Origin of the sequence: Halorubrum trueperi, assembly GCF_042662525.1 — an archaeon.
Lineage (GTDB): Archaea > Halobacteriota > Halobacteria > Halobacteriales > Haloferacaceae > Halorubrum > Halorubrum trueperi.
Genome location: NZ_JBHSXI010000030.1, coordinates 20,493 through 40,893, shown reverse-complemented (window position 1 = coordinate 40,893; position 20,401 = coordinate 20,493). Strand labels below are relative to the sequence as shown.

13 protein-coding genes are annotated in these 20,401 nt (G+C 51.7%); 1 reads left to right on the top strand and 12 read right to left on the bottom strand.

Translation table 11 applies throughout. From position 1 onward, the window contains the following. Nucleotides 1-23 precede the first annotated feature (23 nt). On the bottom strand, nt 24-2,498 hold the full coding sequence (locus tag ACFQEY_RS18620) for a hypothetical protein (protein ID WP_379771511.1): 2,475 nt from the start codon (nt 2,496-2,498) through the stop codon (nt 24-26). After that, nucleotides 2,498-4,204 (bottom strand): hypothetical protein, encoded by a 1,707-nt coding sequence (locus tag ACFQEY_RS18615; RefSeq protein WP_379771509.1) that lies wholly within the window; start codon nt 4,202-4,204, stop codon nt 2,498-2,500. Before ACFQEY_RS18615 ends, ACFQEY_RS18620 begins: the two co-directional genes overlap by 1 nt. Before the next feature lie 568 nt (nt 4,205-4,772). Between ACFQEY_RS18615 and ACFQEY_RS18610 the strand changes: the two genes are divergently transcribed. After that, a complete protein-coding gene (locus ACFQEY_RS18610) occupies nt 4,773-5,657 on the top strand; it encodes a hypothetical protein (RefSeq protein WP_379771507.1) in 885 nt (294 codons plus the stop codon). Between the two features lies 1 nt (nt 5,658). Here the strand turns inward: ACFQEY_RS18610 and ACFQEY_RS18605 are convergent, their stop codons facing one another. The 10 genes from ACFQEY_RS18605 to ACFQEY_RS18560 form a co-directional block, all read right to left on the bottom strand. Then, the gene (locus ACFQEY_RS18605; RefSeq protein WP_379771504.1) at nt 5,659-5,958 is read right to left on the bottom strand and encodes a DUF3006 domain-containing protein; all 300 of its coding nucleotides are present in this window, start codon (nt 5,956-5,958) and stop codon (nt 5,659-5,661) included. Next, nucleotides 5,955-7,289: a lamin tail domain-containing protein gene (locus tag ACFQEY_RS18600; RefSeq protein ID WP_379771502.1), complete on the bottom strand. Its 1,335-nt coding sequence runs from the start codon at nt 7,287-7,289 to the stop codon at nt 5,955-5,957. The genes ACFQEY_RS18605 and ACFQEY_RS18600 overlap by 4 nt, the downstream gene beginning before the upstream one ends. A 53-nt stretch (nt 7,290-7,342) precedes the next feature. Next, nucleotides 7,343-7,789, bottom strand: coding sequence for a hypothetical protein (locus ACFQEY_RS18595; protein WP_379771499.1), 447 nt, complete (start codon nt 7,787-7,789; stop codon nt 7,343-7,345). A 17-nt stretch (nt 7,790-7,806) separates the two neighbouring features. Then, nucleotides 7,807-7,962: a hypothetical protein gene (locus ACFQEY_RS18590; protein ID WP_162498093.1), complete on the bottom strand. Its 156-nt coding sequence runs from the start codon at nt 7,960-7,962 to the stop codon at nt 7,807-7,809. Between the two features lie 197 nt (nt 7,963-8,159). Continuing rightward, a complete protein-coding gene (locus ACFQEY_RS18585) occupies nt 8,160-11,009 on the bottom strand; it encodes a UvrD-helicase domain-containing protein (protein ID WP_379771495.1) in 2,850 nt (949 codons plus the stop codon). After that, complete coding sequence (locus ACFQEY_RS18580) at nt 11,006-13,591, bottom strand: PD-(D/E)XK nuclease family protein (RefSeq protein ID WP_379771493.1); 2,586 nt, start codon at nt 13,589-13,591, stop codon at nt 11,006-11,008. The genes ACFQEY_RS18585 and ACFQEY_RS18580 overlap by 4 nt, the downstream gene beginning before the upstream one ends. Nucleotides 13,592-14,011: 420 nt before the next feature. Further along, complete coding sequence (locus ACFQEY_RS18575; protein WP_379771491.1) at nt 14,012-15,844, bottom strand: hypothetical protein; 1,833 nt, start codon at nt 15,842-15,844, stop codon at nt 14,012-14,014. Further along, nucleotides 15,841-16,242: a hypothetical protein gene (locus ACFQEY_RS18570; protein WP_379771488.1), complete on the bottom strand. Its 402-nt coding sequence runs from the start codon at nt 16,240-16,242 to the stop codon at nt 15,841-15,843. The genes ACFQEY_RS18575 and ACFQEY_RS18570 overlap by 4 nt, the downstream gene beginning before the upstream one ends. Nucleotides 16,243-16,434: 192 nt before the next feature. Further along, nucleotides 16,435-16,620: a hypothetical protein gene (locus tag ACFQEY_RS18565; RefSeq protein WP_379771485.1), complete on the bottom strand. Its 186-nt coding sequence runs from the start codon at nt 16,618-16,620 to the stop codon at nt 16,435-16,437. A 178-nt stretch (nt 16,621-16,798) separates the two neighbouring features. Beyond that, the gene (locus ACFQEY_RS18560; RefSeq protein WP_379771483.1) at nt 16,799-20,245 is read right to left on the bottom strand and encodes an Eco57I restriction-modification methylase domain-containing protein; all 3,447 of its coding nucleotides are present in this window, start codon (nt 20,243-20,245) and stop codon (nt 16,799-16,801) included. Nucleotides 20,246-20,401: the final 156 nt, after the last annotated feature.

Sequence of the window (20,401 nt, the reverse complement as noted above, 5' to 3'; positions counted from 1 at the left end):
TCGACCTCGTTTTCCTAAACTCATTACGCCGTGATCCCGCTGCTGTCTTCCATTTTCAATAGAGCATCAATTTTTTGTTCGTAATCAGTAATCTGCTCTCGCAACGAAGTTACTGAGTTGACCAGAGCAGACGATTCCTCAATGTCATTGAGTGTCTGCTCCAGAATCCTTCGATCGCTGACAATATCGACCTCATCATCCCAATGAATAGATGGGATGTGGTCCGAAAGCAATGAGTCAGCCACTTGGAGCTTGTCTAAATGCTCAACAACATCTTGGATAACATCTCCCACATACTCATCCCCTGGATCATATCGTGGAACACGTTCCATACTTTCTGTCCTCTTCCGTTCATCTACCTCTCGTATCTCTTGGATGTGGGTGGCTAAGTCTGCTGTTTCCAGTCTGATCCCGTCGGCTTCTTGCAGCCGCTCGCCTAGCAACGACACGGAATCCTCAGTCGTTGTTGGAAGAGTCTCTGACCGAGACGCACCTATGGCGAATGAGAGCAGTTCTCGCAAGTCTGCGAGCCCACATATGCTACCATAGCGGGAATCGATCGTGTGAGAAATATCCTCCCAACTATCCTCACCGAGGATGGTAAGTGCATCATCGACCGAAGCTAGGTGAGACCGGAGAGCATTCGGAATCCCGTTTTTCTCCTGAAAGAAATCTGTTGGTTGCTCTCGTTCCCGGAGACTTTTGTTCGTCTGGTTGGCGTAGCATGCGGGGCAGTACTCAATTGACTCACTAATCGAGAGAAATTGATCGGTTAATGTCTGAATTTCTGCATGCAACTCTTCGCGATTGGCTTGATGCTCTGTGTCATCGTCTAAGGCAACCTTTCGGGCCTCAAGCTTTGCTCGCCGGTTCTCAAACTGTGCTTCAACCGTTGTGACCCATTCAGCAACCGTATCCGCATTTATTGGCTCCTCAAGCTTCCCGAGCTCATCAGCAAGGAGTTGGAGATCGGATAACCTGATCCCCCGTGAACTGAGGATTGCAGCGGCAAATGTGGATGAAGGAGACAAAGTGTCCCATGGCGATGTATCGAACTTGTTTCGAAGATTCCCCAGCGTAGCTATCTCCTGCTCCAGACGCTCGATTTCTCTTAAAATTTCCCTCTGTGTGGTGAGTTCTGAAATCTTGTTTTCAAACGTAGTCTGCAGCCCCTCAATCGTGTACGACGGCTGCGTCGTATCGAGCGTATCAATCCCAATCTGGATACGGGTGTATCGATCCTCCCACAGTCTCCAGCTTTCTGTCCACTGTGGCTCTTCTTCTGTTTCATCCTCCTGATTTGTTGAGGACGGGACTTGTACTAGCTTCCTTGTGACGCTGGAAAGATTACCCGCAGCGGTTGTTGCTTTCGAATACGACGCTTGAACTTTCTCCAGTTGTTGTTCCTTGGTACTCCGCTGCTCCTCTAAGTCTGTAATCTCATCTTCGAGATCGCTAATCTTGCTGTATGCCTCTTTCTCCAGCTTCTCTTTCTCGTCTCGAGCCTCGGTAAGCTTGTCACCGTAGAGATAGCGCTGGATTGTTTCCTCAAGATCCTGGTCAGAGCCTGTTTCTAGAAACCGGGTAGTCGCTCCCGCTTCGTGATAGTTCACCCGATAAAACTCAAGATGGCGGTCAGCTGGTCCTGTCGGTCGATATCCGTACCAGCCCGCAATACGCTGCTTAACCTTGCCAGGCTGATTAGACAATTTTGTCACCTCTCCCGCCTCATTGACGAGCGAGACCTTCAGATCCTGATAATGGCTGCTTCGCTGTTCATCTCGCTTACTCTGTCCGACCATCGATAGTGTCGTGCCGTCAAGCAGACTCGTCTTTCCACTCCCATTTTTTCCGTGGAGAAGGGTGAGCCGATCAGGAGAAATTGATCGCTTAGAAGCGTTCTGCCTGTATTCACTCCCTAAATTGATCTCATCAATGATTCCCTCCTGAGTAGAGGCTTCAACGGGCGCTGGTTGATTCGCTTCACTCGGGTTATTCTCTTTTAGTCTTTTCAGGCGATCTTCTCGAGTGGTCTTATCTTTCTCAAATAGGAAGGTGAGGTTTTCGTCGATGATATTCTGAATTAGCTCTCCTCTGTCAAACGTCTCCTCTACCGCTTGGATTTCTGATTTAACTTCAGAAATTGGTGCTAAGAATACCGGGAGATCTAATTCATCAACAGAACGGCGAAGGGCATATCGAGTGTCTTGTTCGAGATCTTGCCGGACGTCGTCCTTCAGCTCACGATCCACGACAGCCCAGATCAATTGGATATTCCAGCGGTTGATGTCATCGTCATAGAACAACACTTCCAACTCTTTGTTATCTACTTCCAGCAACTCTCGCTCATCGTCCCCTGGTTCTAGAAACCGAACAAGAAGTGTGCTGTCGGAGCCCTTGCTCCTCCCCCGAGTGATTTTGTAGAGGTTTCCTGGTGTCTCAATAGCCTCAATCGATGCCCCCGGGAGGATTTCTCGAAGGCGGTCATGATATTTCATTATTCTAGCTCCTCTAATCTGGTTGGATTATCGATCCTGTTCGGATCTTTGAGTGGGGCAGTCGCATCCTCATAGCCTGCAAGCGTTTTCATTCGATATTCGTCCCCCAATCCGTCGACCACCACAACTGGTTTGAATCGCCGATCTATCGCGTCATACCAATCATATAGCCACTCCGCACGACGCTGTTCCTTAGACTGCTTATCATCTTCCAAGACCGAAAGCTGAATCGGTACGTCTCGGCCTTGGTATGTCGCGTTGACTGGCGTATCCTCGATCCCAAACTGATCGTTGATTTCGATATCCCGATCACTCTCTGCATGATTGAGATGGAAGTGGCTTCTTCGTGCAATGTCATCAGGCAATGGACGCTGTTGTGATGTACTGTTCTCCATCCTTCGATGAGCGTGATAGCGTAATCGTGGTGCAAATGTCTCCCCGCTCTCTGTGGAAAACGATCCAATTGCTGCCCACGTGAGATCTTCATGTGGATTGAATGTCCCTGGCGGAATCACTATATCCTCGAATAGCAGCGCTGTCAGGATTTCTTCAGTGACCGCATTTGATTTCGTCCGCTTTCGAAACTCGGTGCAATTATCTGGTTGATCTGGCAGTGTAACCCTATCTGTGTTCTTGTATTCTCCCCCGGAATACTCCCAGACATTCGTGATCCGCATATCCGGAACTGTCGGGGCTTCAGTTACCCCTCCAGGTTGATACACGCGATGGAACTGATACTCACTGATGACATCATCCACAACCGAACAAACATACTCGTAGTGGCCCCCTGTGTTGGAACCAGCTACTCCACCTAAGCGACATGTGTCCTCGAATCCATCGCCGATGTTAGTATACCTATCAGCCTTCGCGAACACGCCTGAGTAGCCAAACTCATCTGAGCCTGACGGCGAGATATTACTCCAGTTTGCATTGATATATGTCGTCGGGCTCCGGGTATCGAATAGCTCTGTCCGGAATCTGCTCCATCTATCGTGGAGTGGCTCTGGATTACACTGAACATGTACAACGATTGCATCCTCTTTCTTCCCAAACTCCTGGACGGATTCTCGCAGACTTTTGTCAAGTATATCTGAACAGGTCCACACAGCTATCTTTGTTCTCGTCCCGTGGGGATCGAGCTGCCATATACCCTCACCGAGGGCTAATCGACGCTGCTCCGAGGTTGTTGCCCAGGCGCTCATGTACTTATTCTTGAACTGAATGAGGAGCGTATCCCGCTGGGTATGCTTCCGGGCAGCTGATTTAATCGGAATAATTGTTGGAGTGACGAATGATTTCGCAGTTGGATCTGGCACCCGACGAGCATCAGCAGTCGCCCGCTCATCCGCAGTGATGCAGTCATATCCAGCCCCCTCGAGCTGGTCAAGAAGTGGGCCGATGTTCTCGACAGCAACAGGAGCACAGCCCAGAATGAATAGGGGACTGTCAGTGCTGAATAACAACTGCTCGTGATCTGTTACCCAGTTGAGGTCATAACTCCACTCTGGTGCGGTTGCGATCCCAGACCCACTATCGATTGCAGTCTGCAGGAATGCTTCTGCCTTTGATTCCATCTCGAGTGGATTTGGGAATGTCTCCACATCTTCGACTTCTCCGTCGGGCTGCCAGATCGTGGCGCTCTTCTGGGATGTATCCTCATCAAATATCGAATACGGAGCAGCAATGAAGTCCTCGAGGGCTTTCATGGCACTTTGAAGCCGATGGTAACTTTTCCCGGACGTGAGCATCTATCATTTAGTCTCTCGTAAAGCTGAAATATCTTACTCTCGGGACAGGAGGGATATTTCCCAACGATGGACCGGTAGCTGATTCTCTTCGTTTAATCCTTACCCAAAAGTCAATCCAGGATGGAGAGTCTGTGACCTCTATGTTGTCACTTCCGAGTAACAGCGTGGCCGGCTTTGACAACTTGTGGTTCCTCGACGAAGAGATTCCCTACAGGAAGGTATAGCATTTCAGCTACAATTGATACGGACGCTGAAGACCGTCATCAAAAAGATCACCATCAAACACAAACCGGACGGCTTTCAGTCCACGGAACAACCCACTTTTGCGAAGTACATCTCGGAGGGCTCGAACGTTGAACCATCTGACGCACCGACAGCGGGGTCATTGCGGGTAAGACACCAAGACGTATCTTCCGGTTATGACACGGATTTAGATACCGTATTTGGTGGTTGCTCCGATCTAAATTCTCATTTCTCTCGATACTGATCTGGCTCTTTTTATTTGCTCCTAGACAACCCAGCGTGAATGTCTCGACGACAGGGAGCCCGAACCTCAACCGACGCGATGGAGATTGCCATTCTCTCTGGGGTAGTTGGTGTCCTCGTCACTGTCCATTTCTTCCTCCCCGAAGCACTCCGCTCGCAGTTCCTGTTCACGTACGGCGAGCCCACTGTAGTCTCGGCATGGACCGCGGCAATCCTCCACGATAGCGTTTCACATCTAGCGTCCAGCGTAACGTGGTACGTGATCGTGATGGCATCAGCGTGCGCACTTACCACGACCTGGAAGCGTCGACGTTCGTTCTGGCTTGCTGTAGTCGGCTGCCTCGTACTCGCACCGCCGATGACAAAGCTCGTGGATTACTGGCTGCTGAAGGTCCAGTGGAATCTCGTTGCGGACGCGACGACGGCACGCGGATTTTCTGGAGTCGTGAGCGCGTTTGGTGGATTGCTGTACGTCTCACTCGCACGTACAGTGACCGCGAGGTATGGCTATGCCGCCGGCGTCGCGACGACGGGAACAATTGTCCTCGGAGCGCTCTCCGCGCTCGCATTCACGTCTGCTGTGTTGTCTCCGTCTGTAGCTGTCGTCCTGTGTACGATTGTTGCCTTCGCGATCGGAATCGGGATTGTCAGCAACAGGCCTAAGATTCCGACGTGGCGGGCATGGGCCTGGTCACAGCGTGATGGGCTCCTGCCTATCGTAGTTGGCTGTGTAGTAGTCGTCGTACTCCTTTCGCAGCTATTCCAAGTCCAACTGGATGAAACGGGGCGATTTGTCAGCGTAATCGCTCATGGAACAGGGTTTGCGACCGGCATGATCGTTACTGTACTCGTGCTCATTACGGAGTATGTCGGCCAGCAATCGACTGAGAAACCGAGTAACCAACTCGAAACATCACCTGAGTGATCTACGAATCATCCTCCGAAGGCGGGCATTTTGAGAGCCGATCAAATCGGTTTTGTGCTGCCTCTGATCGCTCCGTGGTCTGCTCGGGTTCATACTGCGCTGTATCCAGATTGCCGTCGACGACGGTGACTGTGAGGATCGCATCAGCATGTTTCCCGTCCTCAGGGAGTCGATCAGCTTCCAAGACAGCATTCCCTACCTCCTCGCCGTCTCGTTCGAAAAACACGGTAGCGAACCCATCTTCGATCGAGTCCACCACGGCTGTGTATTCGCCGTCTTCAAGAGCAGCTAAATCAATCATGAATATATCTCCTCTAGGACACGCTCTCCGTTAGCATTACTGACGATCACGGTGTCCCCGTCGTTGTTCCAAATCGGCGACCCAGAACCCCAGTACAACTCAGTAGTTGTACTTGTCCCACTTCCTGTGTGTAGTGTCACTGTTTCACCGGTAGCAAGCTCGAACCCCTCGGGAACAGTGTACCGCTGGCCTGCTTCGTCTTCGATCGTCCAGCCAGACAGATCCAGCGTCTCGTTACCGGTGTTCTCAAAGACGACGTATTCATCATTGAGATTGTCTCGGTCATCACCAGCCGCGTCCGCGTGGATTTCGGCGACTGTCAGGCCAGCCTCAGCCGTCGTCTCATCAGGCGCTCCAACGTCGATCGGATTGTCCTCACGGAGCGTACTCGGATCAGTCGGGGCATCCCGCTGGGTTTGGACGGTAACGTTCTGTCCGTCACTGGTCAAGATGATGTTGCCGTGTGTTGCGGTCCAATACGCCGGGAGTGATCGCTCAGAGAGTCGTTGGAGGACCTCCTGGTGGGGATGTCCGTATTGGGAATCATATGCGCTCGAGATTACGACTGCTTGCGGATCGACCGCATCAAGAAACGCTCCACTTGACGAGCTCGCAGAGCCGTGGTGGCCGGCTTTCAGAATTGTCGACTCAAGTTCTGACCCGTATTCGTCGACGAGGTATGCCTCCTGGTCGTCTTCGGCATCGCCTGAGAGCAGGACGCTCGTTTTGCCGTGGGTGAGCTTGAGGACAATGCTGTTCTCGTTGCGATCTTCGTTTTCGAGGTACGGATCCGGTGGGCCGAGGACATCGACGTCGACATCGCCAAAGTCGATGGTGTCGCCTTCGCGCGTTTCGTACAGTGTCACGTCGTGTGCTTCGATCGCGTCGAGATACTCGGCGTAAGTTTGTGTGCTTGATGCGATACCGGGGTCATACACCGCCCCAATCCCGTCGGCTTCTGTTTCGTAGTACTCAATGATCGCGGCGTTTCCACCGATGTGATCCGCGTCACTGTGTGATGTTACGAGGTGGTCGATCCGGGAGATATCGTGACGTTGGAGATATGCGAGTACGTGCTCGCCGTCGTCGTTATAGTGGCCCGTATCGACGAGCATCGTCTCACCGTTCGGGCTCGTAATGAGCGTACTGACCGATTGACCGACGTTGATATAGTGGATCTCAACACTCCCGTTTGTGGTGACGGTTGACGACCCGTTGGCTGGGTCTGGATCAGCTGGAGCTGGATCGCCCGGTACCACGCCGGTACATCCGGCGAGGACGACCATCCCGGCGATGATGAGAAGAGTAGTGAGTTTTCGTGGCGATTCCATGGTCACAGTCTTCGCTGGTGGGGCGTAAAGCTACGCGCCTCCAACGAAGTGGTTCATGCGTCCAGTAGATCTCGAATATCGTCTTCATCAAGTGCATTCATTTCCTCAAAGTACTCTTGAACGTCAAACACGGTTTCAAGCGAAGTCAGCCTCTCCATCTTTGTCTGCGCCTCATGTGAGTAGGTCGCAAGAGCACGTTGTTCGTAGTCGTGATCATCGTCAATATAAAAGATATACAAAATGTCGAACTCCGCATTCCCTCTTGGGATACGTTCGACAACCTTGGAGTACAGACGGATCTGCGAGCCAATAGCAATAATATCTAGATTTTGTATCTCCTCACGGACAAAAGAACTTGGTGGACTTTCACTCTGGAGGATTGATAGAATCTTTTTCAGAATAGCCTGCTGCTCACTACCCTCTAATCCGGCCAGGTTCGAGCTCGCTTCTGAGGTGAAAATGACCCTTGTCTCGTCGTCCGATAACGGAACGTAGCTCACAGAGAGAAGGCTGTAATTTAGAAATTAAGGGCAGATTCGAGATCGTCTTTGGTTGCCGTATCACCGTTTTCAAGATCTCGAAGACCACGTAACACACCGACTGGAACGCGCGGCTCACAGGCCTCTTCAGCTTCCGGCTCGCCGTCGTTCTTGCGTGTCGGAACGTTACTCATTACACCAGAGGTTATTCCGGCAGGGTTATAAATCTACGTCTAGACAGATCTTCTTAGGAAGATCTGTCTAGATGAGAATCTACCGCGATATCATACTGTGTTCTTAGGCATCTATAGGCCATTTAGGCTCATCTTAGGGCTTATTTAATATGATGTGATAGAATATATTCGGGGATTTTAGATTTGTACAGAAGAAGTCATACACGATGTGTTCGGACCATCTCTCTGAGTTCTGATTTGCTGAGATGGGTGATCCTGCGCCGATTGCCATCATTGGTGTAGAAAATCGAAGCAGTGACCGACCGATCTGGATATTGGTCGGCAACGACGTGGTAGTAAATACTGAGCTGTTTCTCGTACTCATCTTCGGCGTGGGTTGTGAGGTCAGTTTTGTAGTCGATGATATCAACCCGGTCAGGCGTAATATGGAGCAAGTCGATGATCCCACCGATCGTCACCTCCTTGTCATCAACAGTCAGTGGAAGGAACGCGTCGATCTCAGCTTTCTTCTCGCCGTCAAGTGAGTCTAAGAATTCCTTCACATTCTCCTTATCAGGGTTGTCCCCGGTGTCGACAGCCTCACCGAGCACATACCGCTCTGCGAACTCGTGGACCTCCGATCCGAATTCCATCCCTCGACCACCGGTGCCTCCTTCGAACACGGCATCGTCGATGAACGTATGCGGGGAGTAGCTTGCTGGCCCATCAGGATCCGGAATGTCAACGGTAAACGGTGAAGACTCGTTGTCTACTGCGCTGAAGGACGACAGATCTGGATCGACTGTTTCGATATTAACGGGGAGTTCGTCGAGGAACACATTTGGATTCTCACCCCCGGTTAGAATGACGTGGCTCTCAGCACGCGTAATAGCCACGTAGAGCAGTCGGCGTTCCTCATCGTAGTTCTGGGAGAGACACTTATTGAGAACGTCTGTCTGCCAGTTGTCGTAGACGTGTGGGACATCGTGAGCCTCCTCAGAGTACACCTTTCTCTGTCGGAGTCCGATTGGGTCTGTGTACGCGATATCGCTCCCGCTGCCACCGGTTGATGGGAACTTGTTCGTGTTCATATTCGCGAGGATGACAATCGGATATTCGAGCCCTTTCGTTGCGTGGATGGTCTGAACAGTCACCGCATTCGTTCCCGCACCAGCGTCGACCTCATGGGTGCTGCCGTCTTCGATCGCGGCTTCGATAAACTGGATGAGCTCTCCACGAGTGAACGTTGTCGTCCCATGGACCGACTGAATAGTGTCAAGGACAACGTCCGCGGTTGGACCACTCCGGTCGTACCGATCGAACACGCGACGGGCGACACCCCCGAATGTCTTCATCTCCCGAAGGTTTTCACGGAAGGTAACCATCGCTTCAGGGTACGCCCCGCGATCGGTGATCGCTTTCACCTCGTCGATTGTGTATCCGGCCTCTTCTAAGACGAGTGCCCAACCACGGTCGGCGTCACGTTCGAGGATGCGGAGCCACGCTAACAGCAATTTCGCAGCATCGGTTCGGAAGACCTCGATCCCTCCCTCGTAGGCCATCGGCAGGTTGTATTCGCTTGCCGTGTCGAGTATGTCCCGTCCGAAATCGCGGGTTCGGGTCAATACGGCGATATCACCGTACGTCGGCACGCGGTACTCGCCATCGTCACCCTCAACGGCGTAGTCATCATTGTCGACGATGTCATCGATTTTCGCGAGAATCGCCTCGTGTTCATCCTCACTCGTGAGCGCCTCGATACGGCTCTCGTCATGGTCTGTGTTCGCCTTCAACCGTGTGACCGCCTCGGAGATTGCCTCAACATCGAGTAACTCACTGTTCGTCGCACGAGCCGTCAGCGCCTGTGTCGAGAACCTTAGGATAGATTGGGTCGACCGGTAGTTCCGTGTCAGTTGTTTGCTGGCAGCCGTCGTCGTCGGGAATGTGACGCGATCTGCGTCCCGATTCAGCTCTTCGGCGAACCGGTCGAGTCGCTCGTCGAACTCTCGGATGTTGTCGACATCGGCGTATTGGAAGCTGTAGATGCTTTGCTTCCAGTCACCGACCACACAGATATTCTCTGTGCCGGCCAGAAGAAGCATGAGTTTGAACTGGATCTCACTGGAGTCCTGGAACTCGTCGACCATCACATACTCGTAGCCCAGTCGTTCTCGAAGATCGTGGTCTTCACACAGAAGGACGAACGCAAACAGCTGAAGGAACCCGAAGTTCAGGTAGTTCCGTCGAAGCGCAAACTCAAGGTAGGCGTGATACACATCGTGAACGAACTGCTTGAGTGCTGTTCGATCGTCCTCGAAAACGCGTCCAGCGACATCCGCTGGAATCTGTTTGCCGTTCCCGCGAAGCTCCCATCTCTCAGGTGCCTCTGGGAGGTAGGTTTTCTCTTTCCCATATTTGCTGAGCTTCGACCGGAGCTTCGACTGCTTGCTGCCACCGTTTCGAGGTTGATTTATATCGGCGAACAGCGTCTCAAACGCCGCAAAGTCACCGTCGAGGTGTGATTCACCGTCGCGGTACCAGCCGGTTTCGGTGGGAAAGACACCCTTCGCAGAAAGCTCTTTGATGAGATCGAGCAGTTCTTTCGTTTCTGAGATCGCTGTGAAGAACTCGTTGTACTCAGGGTGCGAGTCGATGAACTGGCCGATGAACTCTCGAAACAGCGCCTGTTCGATGATATCGTCTTCGATGATCCGCGTCGAGCCGGTGATCGTCTCCTCCACGCCGAGATATGTTGGCGCATCATGGCCGTGCTCATCGAGGATATCGTGTGCCAACGAGTGGAACGTCTGGATCGGGGCGTTCGAGAGCTCCCGCATTCCGTACTCGCTGTTCCGCACGATCCGTTCTCGCATCTCCTCAGCTGCGTTGTTCGTGAACGTGACCAACAGGACATCAGACGGATCGATCCCGTCCTGATCGACGATGTTCGCATACCGCCGGGTGACAGTGAAGGTCTTCCCGGTGCCAGCACCAGCGTCGACGATGTACAGTCCGTCGGTTGACTCAATGAGGTCGCGTTGCTCCGGGTTTGGCGTAACGTCGCTCATTGGTCACCCTCCAAGAGCAAATCACGATTATTCACCCGCCGGTAATTCGGCTCGCCGGCAAGTCCCTCAATGGGAAACGGCTCGTCACCTGTACGACGTCGGTTGAGCTCTGTCAGTCGCTCCTCAACAAACGACTCAAACGCATCCAGGTCAGGTTTAAAGAACGCACCTTTCTGTTGGCGGGCGATTTCCCGCATAACCTGTTTGCTCCCCGTCTTTACGTACTTGTACTCTCCAATCTCTGCCTCGAGTCGTTCAATCATCGTCCGGCCGAACTCTGACTCGATGAGTTCGTCGCTGTCAGTTGTCTCAACGAGTGGTGCGGCATCGAAGAGAGCAGCGTACGTCTGATAGTCGATCATCGAGAGAATTTTCTGGCACTTGTTCGCCCCCTCCTCACGAAGGTACTCGAAGAACTCCTCTGTTCGGACGTGATCTGTGAGAGATCCGGGATAGTATGTCACTGTCGTCAGCGCGTCGTCGATATCGACGTCACCGGCGATGGCGTCGTCGACGAGTTCAGTGACGTAAAAGAACGTGAACGAGAGCTGTTGAGCGGGCGTTTGTGAGCGCCAGTAGGTGAGATATAGCAATGCTTGGAAATCCGGTTCGTCGGATGGTTCGTCAATCGCAGCGTCTTGGACAATTGAATTGGCGTCGTTCTCACTCCCGCTTTTGTAATCCAGCAGCTCGGTTTGCGACTGGACAAGGTCGATCATTCCGTTGATACCAAGATCCTCATCAACAAACCGGCGTTCAGTTACCGGCGACTCGATATCGTACCCGAAGTAGTCGGCAATAGCGTTCTCAGTACTGCTAGAGGGTGTAAGGAACGCTCCGTCTGTCGGGGGGTTGTCGTCGAGGTACGAGACGATTGTTTCGAGGCTTACACGGTACTCAGTGCGGCGAGTCTGTTCATCAACGGAGCGGATCAGCGGACGGACTTCATCAAGCATGAGATCAACGACTTCTGTCAGCGCCGCGTCGTCGACGACCGCAGGATAGGTGACGTAGAACTCCGCAAAGTCATGGAACAGGTTGCCTTCAGTGAGATACTCTTTCTCTGGGCCGTCGACGATCCGGCTGAAGTAGTAGTCTCGGGGTGAGTTCACGTAGGTGTTGAGACTCGACTTACTGATCGTCTCGACTGGGTCAGGAGACACGTCAACGGACTCTGTGTTGAATACAGCCCCGTCGTGTGGTTCAGATCGGAGTTGATGGGTAGTAGACGGCAGTTCTGAGAAGCGATCGTACTCTCGTTCAAGGAGCTCTTCGAAGTACAGACACGGGGTAACCGGCGATCCGCCGGTTGCATCCTGAACGAGATAGTGTTTCTGGCTCCCGCTCTGTAACAGTAACTGGAAGCTCTTGAGATTCCGCGTGAACTGAGCATCCTGATCAACCCACGGACGACGTGGTGCCGAGTGGGTCCATCGATCATCGAGGCCTAGATAGAAGACAACCTCACGACCGACGTATGATGCTGACTTCGCGTCGGCGAGCAGGACGCCTTCATTGTCTCGGTCGACAGGTACCTCATACGTCTGAAGATAGAACGACAACTCGTCGAGGCGCGCTTCCGTAACGATCTCGTCGGCGATCCCCAGCTCTTCTAGCTCCGTTCGAAAGGCATCAAGTGTGTCGTCGGCACGGTGTTCGAACGCCGAGAGCGCGTCCGAAAACGTGTACTCCTGGATCTCGTGACAGAAGTCGATCAGCCACGACAGATTTTCATCATCGAGTACGTGGAGCCGCTTGTCTGCCTCACGGTCGGCCACATCACAGTCAAACGCTGTCAGCAGCGATCGAATCTCGCTGATTCGAGTGTCAGTTCCACGGTGGGCAGTTCGGAGGAAATGAAGGAACAAGCGGTGTTCGCTGCGATCAGTAAAGCCCGGTCCGCCGAAGAATGGGATGTCGGCTGCCTCGAGTGCGGACTCAATGAGCGGTGAGTACTCGCTTTCCTGATCGAGGACAATCCCGACGTTTTCGGCGTTTGTCTCGGTGACCGCATTCACCACCGTTTCGATGATCGCTGTCGGTGACTCATGAATACGGAACGGGGGCAGCTCAAACTCTGTGTCGGCAAAGAGACTGACCGTATCGTACTCAGTAGGCAGATACGCTCGTTCGAGTTGGGTAAGCATCTTCGGCTCGACGACGACCACATCGAGATCTGAATCAATAGTGTCGGTTGTGAGCTTCATCGAGGCCGTTTCAAGATCACCGATTCGCTCAACAGCTCGTTCGGTAGCCTCGTCGATGTAGCCGTCGTACTCGAAGATAGCCTCGTGGGATCCTTGGTGTTCCCAACACTGGAGGATATTCCCGACTGCGTAGGCGCACCGTTTCCACGAAATATCTTCATTTGCGATCATGCCGAGGAACGCGAGTCGGTCCTCAGATTCTTGCCGGCGACCGACCGCAAGGCGACGTGGTGGAATAGCAAAGGGACCGAGGTGTGACCGATCAAGCTGGCGGTTGAGGGCACTCGCGAGCGGTCCGTCTGGAGTAATCACTCGGTCGTACGATTTGACTTCGTCGTAGAGTTGACGTGATGATTTTGCGCGGGGAAATGGCACATCACGTGGAGTCGGCGGTATCGGTTAAATCTTTGTTAGGATGTTATCCACTCTGAGTACCTGCGATTTCCTCGGGTTCTTACATCGAGATCGCTCCTCGAACTGGTAGTGATCGCTAACAATCTGGCCCCTTTGAGAACCGTTGATTGGGCTAAGGGGACCGAGTTCTGGCCCACTCGAGGTGGTATATAAATAGCGGAGGTTTGCGAATAATTCGAAAAGGGCTAGCTTTTAGACGGTTTCAATTGAGCGCGCTTGTGAATCAGATTGTTGGTGAGAGCCCACTAGTTCAGGTTAGTTCTAGGCTATGATCCAGCTGGATGTAGGTCCATTCTAGAGAGGGAATCCAAGCAATCTGCCTTTTACAAAACAGCTCGCCACTAATAATATTCTGCGCAATATCGTTAAGAATAGTTGAATTCAATTTGTCTGTATCCGGAGGTAATCGACGAGGAACTGGGTGTAACCCTTCTCATTATCTGGCGTTCTGAACTCCACGTAGATTTCTCCGTTGTTGTCGATATAATTGGAGGCTTGAGTGTTCAGTTGGATGGCCGTTTCGGGGGGCGCACTGTTAGTACTGCTCCGAGTTTGACTCTGATCGAGTGAAGATGACTGTAGAACGGTTCCACTGTCGTCAAGGATGGCAACGTTGACCTGTCCAACGTTGTTCCTCTCGAAGAAGTACGCGAACTCCAGAGTGTACGTCGAACCAGTATCGATATTTTCCACTCTCATTCCGACATCGATCGTTTGTTCTAGTTCGTTATTGACGTAATTCGTGTTTATCCTCGCATTATTTCTGTCTTCGACAGTCATACTGTCAAAATTATCTATATTTCCAAACGGACCTTGCTGTGTAGGAATCGAGCTATCCTCGTTAGCTTCTGTGGTCGTGTCACCGTCGTTGAACGCAGAGACGTACGTTATGGAGGTCTGTCCGCCACCGCCACCACCGCCGTTGGCTCCGTCAAACAGCGAGAACGTTGTGTTGAATCCATCGCCATCGCTTCGGCTGACATAAACTGGTAGACCAGTAGTGACGGTATCCTGTGTTGGCACTGACTGAAGTTGAATCTCAACTGTGCGACCGGTGGCAATATTTGTGCTCGGGGTGAATTCAATGGCAAACGTACCGGCGTTGTTGACGGTGTTGAGGCTCCCGGAGAAGTTCTTCGTAATCTGACCGATGTTGTTGTAGTCAACGGGGCCGTTCGCGTTGCTCAAGTCGATCGCCACCGTCTCGCCAGCCGGAATCGTACTGCCGGTCGGTGAAAATGTGATGTTCTGTGTTGGGGTCGAATCAGTCGGGAGATTCTCAACAGTACCAGTTAGTGACGGCGTTGAGATCGTGCCGTCGCTACTGTCACCGCTACCGCCACCATCAATACGTGTATTATCAGTCTGAGTCGGAGCTTCAGGTTCCTCCTGTATGCCAACTGTATCCACAGTTAGGTTGTTAGCAGTCGTATTGAGCGTCAGGTTGTAGATATTCTTGTTGTTAATGTCGTTACCTGTGTCGTTAACGCCGCCGTAGATATCACTATTCGTCGGGAGATCTGTCTTGTTTTTCCAGTTGTCTCCGCTCAACCGCGTCGGAACAGTGACAGTTAGATCACCGTTCGGAATGTTACTAGTGACATTCTCAGCTGGGCGGAGTTCAAGCGTAACCCGTCCAGTCCCGCTCCGACGAAACTCGTTTTGGAGAGCCGTAATTTGTACCTCTCCGCCATCAATGAGGGCCTGATCTTCAATAACCGCGATTCCACCTCCCTCGTCACGAGCATCAAGGTAAAGCACCGATGCGTCATACCACGTTGGCGATCGGTCAAGCTCGTTGTACCCTGGCTGATACTCAATAAATCGCGTTGGAATCGTTATCGTCCCTTCAGGTGTGCCACTATTGTTTGAGATCGTGATCGGATATGGGTCCGTCGTTCGTATGATTCCAGCTGGTGAGGGTGGATTTATTGTGAATACACGGGTTGAATATGTAGTACCCAGCTCAACCGTCTGGTACTGTGGCTGGTCGATGCTCCCGGCTTGTAGAATACCTGCTCTGAGCTCGATAAGATCGTTGCGGACCTCTCCAGAGTGTTGGAACTCGGTCTCTGCATTCTGCTGTGGAACGATTTCTACCTGGTATAGTGAGAGCGCAAGGATCAGAAACCCAAACAAAATAACGACCCCGATTACTGTCGAAACAGCACGATTGTCGTCTATTACGGACATATTACTTGAGTGTCCACTCATTGTGGATTCACCTGAACATGCTGTGTGTCTTCTACCGACGGCCAGATGGCTAGTCGAATATCTGCAGGGCTGGGAATGATATAGAGGAACCAGTACGCTATCATAAGATGATGGAGATAGTACGGATCGGCGATTTTAATCTGTTGCCAAATACCGGTTTGAATAGCGATGGCAGCAGCCACGCCGCCGACAAATAGAGGGGCAAGTGCAATCATCCGAAGTGTGGCTTTTGCCGGGAGTCTCTCAAAATCAAGGCGAAGTCGGAACGGGACCCATGAGGTCTGTTCAATCGAAAGCGGGCAGGCAATCCGGGCGACTGCTAGGTGGGTCAGTTCGTGGAGTCCTATCGCAAGAACTGGGAAACAGATAACAAGAAAGATTGCTTGAACTCCAGCCATACCAAGTCACTATTTGCTAAGCATTTAAATGTGGTACTGAGATTTGACGTTCATGATAATCGGCTACAGTGCCACATTTCGGTCTTACGGCCCCTATCTCGACATGTAGTCCGCCCAAACTCGTGACTGCCCACAATCAGTTGAGTCGCTATCTCATATCGAGACGATGCGTGTCAGGCTCCGTCGTTTTCGCTACTGGCGTTCGAGAAGTTCAAACGCCTCGCTGAGTCGGGAGATGTACTCGTCGGGTGGGAACTGCCACCAGACCTGTCCACTCATGTGAGCCAGTAGGAGTACGTGGGTGTCAATCGGATCGGAGGTCCGGTGGAGTATCCCATGTGTGGTCATAGTGCTGTCCGGGTCGACGTCGGTATCCATGACGGGCTCAGGCGCGGTTGAACGTTGGAGTGCCAGCCACGTTGTTCCGCCGAAGGAGATCACAAGCTCAGAGTCCAACGCCCAGAGTTCTTATTTGAGGAGGTGTTGATACGAACGGGCCCGGCGGCAACTCCAAAGCCGTCAACGCGGTACTTCACGACTTCACCGGGGTGGGTATCTAATTCAATTCGTCATCTTCCCAGTCGAATGAGACATCAACCAGCTGTGTTTGATCAACGTCGCTAAGCCGGTACTGCTCATCGTATTTTTTGATATATTCAACTTCATCTTCACTTAACCCATACATCGGGCCAAGAAGCTCATCAGCCTTGTCGGCAATCGGCTTCAAAGCACCTGCTTGCTCAATCATTTCTCGACTGCCTCCTAGGAACCTGCTTTCCATTTCATCCCAGAGAGCATCAGAGAGTTCGACGATTGCCTCTTCTTTCTCTTCCAGATCTTCTCTTGCTGGCATCGGGAACGAATCGATAGACTTCCAATTAACATCACGTTCGTTTTCATAAACCATCCAGTAAGTATAGAACATCGATGACTGTAGCAGCAGGAATCCAGCTCTCCGCTCTAATTCGTTATCGAAGTAGAATGGGTCGAAATCCTGTGGTACATCACCATCAGGGTATAGATTCTCTAAACACGGATTGATGAAGTACGCGGGGTGCCGTGACCGCCATACAACGTGAGGTGTCTCATCAGAACGCTGTGAAACATCCCCAATTACGGTATCAGAGGAATCTCTGAGTTTTTCGAGGATGCTGCGAAGAGTCTCTTCCCCAATCTTTGGCAGGCTTTTGTCCTTTCCATCGTCGACTCGGTCACCTAGTATCAGTCCATCAATCGATTGGTATCTGATATCGGAGAATACCTCTTTTCGGTTGTCCTCAGTAAATCGGAGGAACTTGCTAGTCCGGAAAGAGCCTTCTCCATCATCACTTTTTCTTGCAGTAATAATCCCGGTCCTGGCTTGAGAGCCCGCGAAGACTTGAGACGGTCTTCGGCTGAAACACGCGACATTTGACTCTCCAAGTTTTTCTCGGATTACTTGGCGTACACTGGAGGCATTACTCTGGTACGCGAACATCAAGGCAGCAATATTACCAAAGTAGCCGCCTTCGTTCATGATCTGGATCTGCCGTTCGATGAAGGGGGCGACGACGTCGTTTACATTACCCGTCTTGTACCCTGCCGTGAACCGCTTCTCTAGATCACTTTGAACGTCGCCGTACGGAGGATTGCCTACGACTAAGTCGAACTCGACGACGTAACCATTACCGCTCTCTTTTTCACGAGCAGCCTCTGGGAACCGGACAGGCCAGTGGAATGGCTCATACGACAGGTTCGGATTTTCAGGTCTTGAAGAGAACGAGTGTAGTTTCTTCACATCACTTTGGAGCGACTGTCTTTCTACCTCGAAAAAGAATCCATCTCCAACAAATTCAGAAATTGAGTTAGCTGAGTTCAGATTGCCTTCTTCCAGTTTAGCACTCTTCCCGTATCGAGGCTCTACATTGAACCCCGCATCTTCCAGATCCTGTTTTATACCGTCAGAGAGTTCTTCGTTATCGTGACGTCTGAGCGTAACCTTCTGAATAGACGGATACAGGTTGTCTAACCCGTCGGTCAGATTCTCCCACTCGGATTTAGACTCCACTACGTCCTCGATATAATGGTTTAGCTGGTCGAGGAAGTAGTCGTTCAGTTCGGGCCGCATTTCCTCAATACGACGGTCAAGTTCTCTGCGAGAGATCTCTCCTTGACGATACTGATCCCGGATATCACGGAAGCTAGAAAGATCCAGTTCGAATGAAGTTAACGCAGTCTGTCCTTCGCTGCGAGGTGGAAGCCCGATCAGCGAGTTACCCGGAACGATGTTAATGTCGATGTTTGGCAGTTCGCCGTAGTCCTGTTCCCAACCCTCTTCCACCATTTTCAACCATACTCGGAGTTTTGCAATTTCAATAGCGATCGGATTGATGTCGACGCCATAAATCGAGTTCAATACTAGTTCTTTCTTGGACTGGTAGACCTCAGCATCAGATAGATCATCCCCGTACAGGCCGCGGAGAAGCGACATCCGAATCCGGTGGATCTCGTCCATTACACCTGTCAAAAAGTGACCGGAACCACAAGCAGGGTCAACAATTTTCAATTCACCCAACCTCTGATAAGCCTCATTTAATGCATTAGGATCGCTGAAGTACCCCTCTCGTTCTTCGATTTCCCGTAGCATTTCCCCGAGCTCATAGTCACTAACAAGCTCTTGAGCTGTCTCCTCATCCACATTGGAACTCTCGGAGAGACGAGTACTGTAGGCGTCAACGAGGATCTCGTACGCCTTCGGATCAACAGTCTCCCTGTTAATCAACTGGATTACGTCGCTTGGGGTGTAGTATGCTCCCTCGTCTTTCTGGCTTTGACCACTGTTGATGTGGTTAATCGTCATCTCGAACACTTGGCCTAGAACAGAGGGATCGAGGCTGCCGTTATCCTGTTCAAGCTCAGATCCTTCGATAAGGTCCCGAACCACGGTAATTAGCATCGGGTCGTCAACGTCGTACTCCCGTTCCTGCTCTTCCGGTGCGAATAGACTCCCATTCAGGTACTCAACGTCGTCAAACCAGCCACCGCGATGCTTCGAGATCCGGTCGTCCTTCTCAGTATTAAATAGGGAGTAGAAAATCGGCTGAAGCTGAGTCTTGTACAGACCACCAGTAAGCTGGTCAACACCTTGTGCCTCCTGGTACTTTTCCACCCGCTCTGTGAGGAATCGCTCTGGAAGAACTTCGTTGTCCTCTAGGAATTTGACGAACAGCAGCCTATTCACCAGTTTGATAGCGAACTTCCGTTTGTCGCCCTCTGAAGCAGTTTCAGGGGCTTGGATATTGTCGATAAGAGTTGTATCGTAGTCGTAGTCGCCGGAACCTTCTCCGAATAAAATCTGGACGTACAGGTCGTAGAACTCCTCGATACCCGCCTGTTTCTCTCTGCGGATTCTTTTCGGAGCCTCCTGAGTTAGCAACTGGTTGAAGCTGTCGTGGCTGAATGTTTCATAGAACAGTTCGGCTTTTTCATCTACGTCTACCTCTGAGACACCGGTGTACGAAACCGAGGTGCGTTCGGAAGCGATTTTCAGTAGTTCCTGGCGGAAGTCGATTGGTGTCGGATCGATTCGATCGTAGTCAAGATAGTCTCCACCGAGTTCGACGCGGATTACTGTCCAAGTGATCCCGTCCGTGGCGATACCGTATTCGGCTCCTTGGCTTGCTGCCCGGTTATTCAGGTAGGTCTCGATATCTTCGGCAGCGTCTTCGGATCCGTTGAGTTTCTTGTCCTCGCCAATCACCTTGACATCAAGGTTGGTAATTCCGAAGTCAGGATATCCTTCTCCTCCACCGTGGATCTCTGGCTCCCAGTAGAGATCGACTTCTTCGAGAAGCGGACGGATGAGGTGTCGGCGAATCCAAGGCTCGGGCTGACTTCCTAACTCTGCGGTGTTTGGACTGTAATCACCTTGTAGCGTCTCTTCCAGCTTTTGAGGGCCAAGGTGGTCGTCTAGATCGTCGACGAAATCCTCTAAGATAGAACGGACTTCATCCGGACCAGGCATGGATAACAGGTACGTTGACTGGTCGGGACTTAATCGCTTCCCCCTGAACATATTCATCTATGGGCTGCCGAAATATCGGCGTCAGAAGTTCACCTTCACCCAGTTATTTTCGAATCTGCTCTGCTGAATCCGCAGAAGGAGTTGGGATCGGTCACT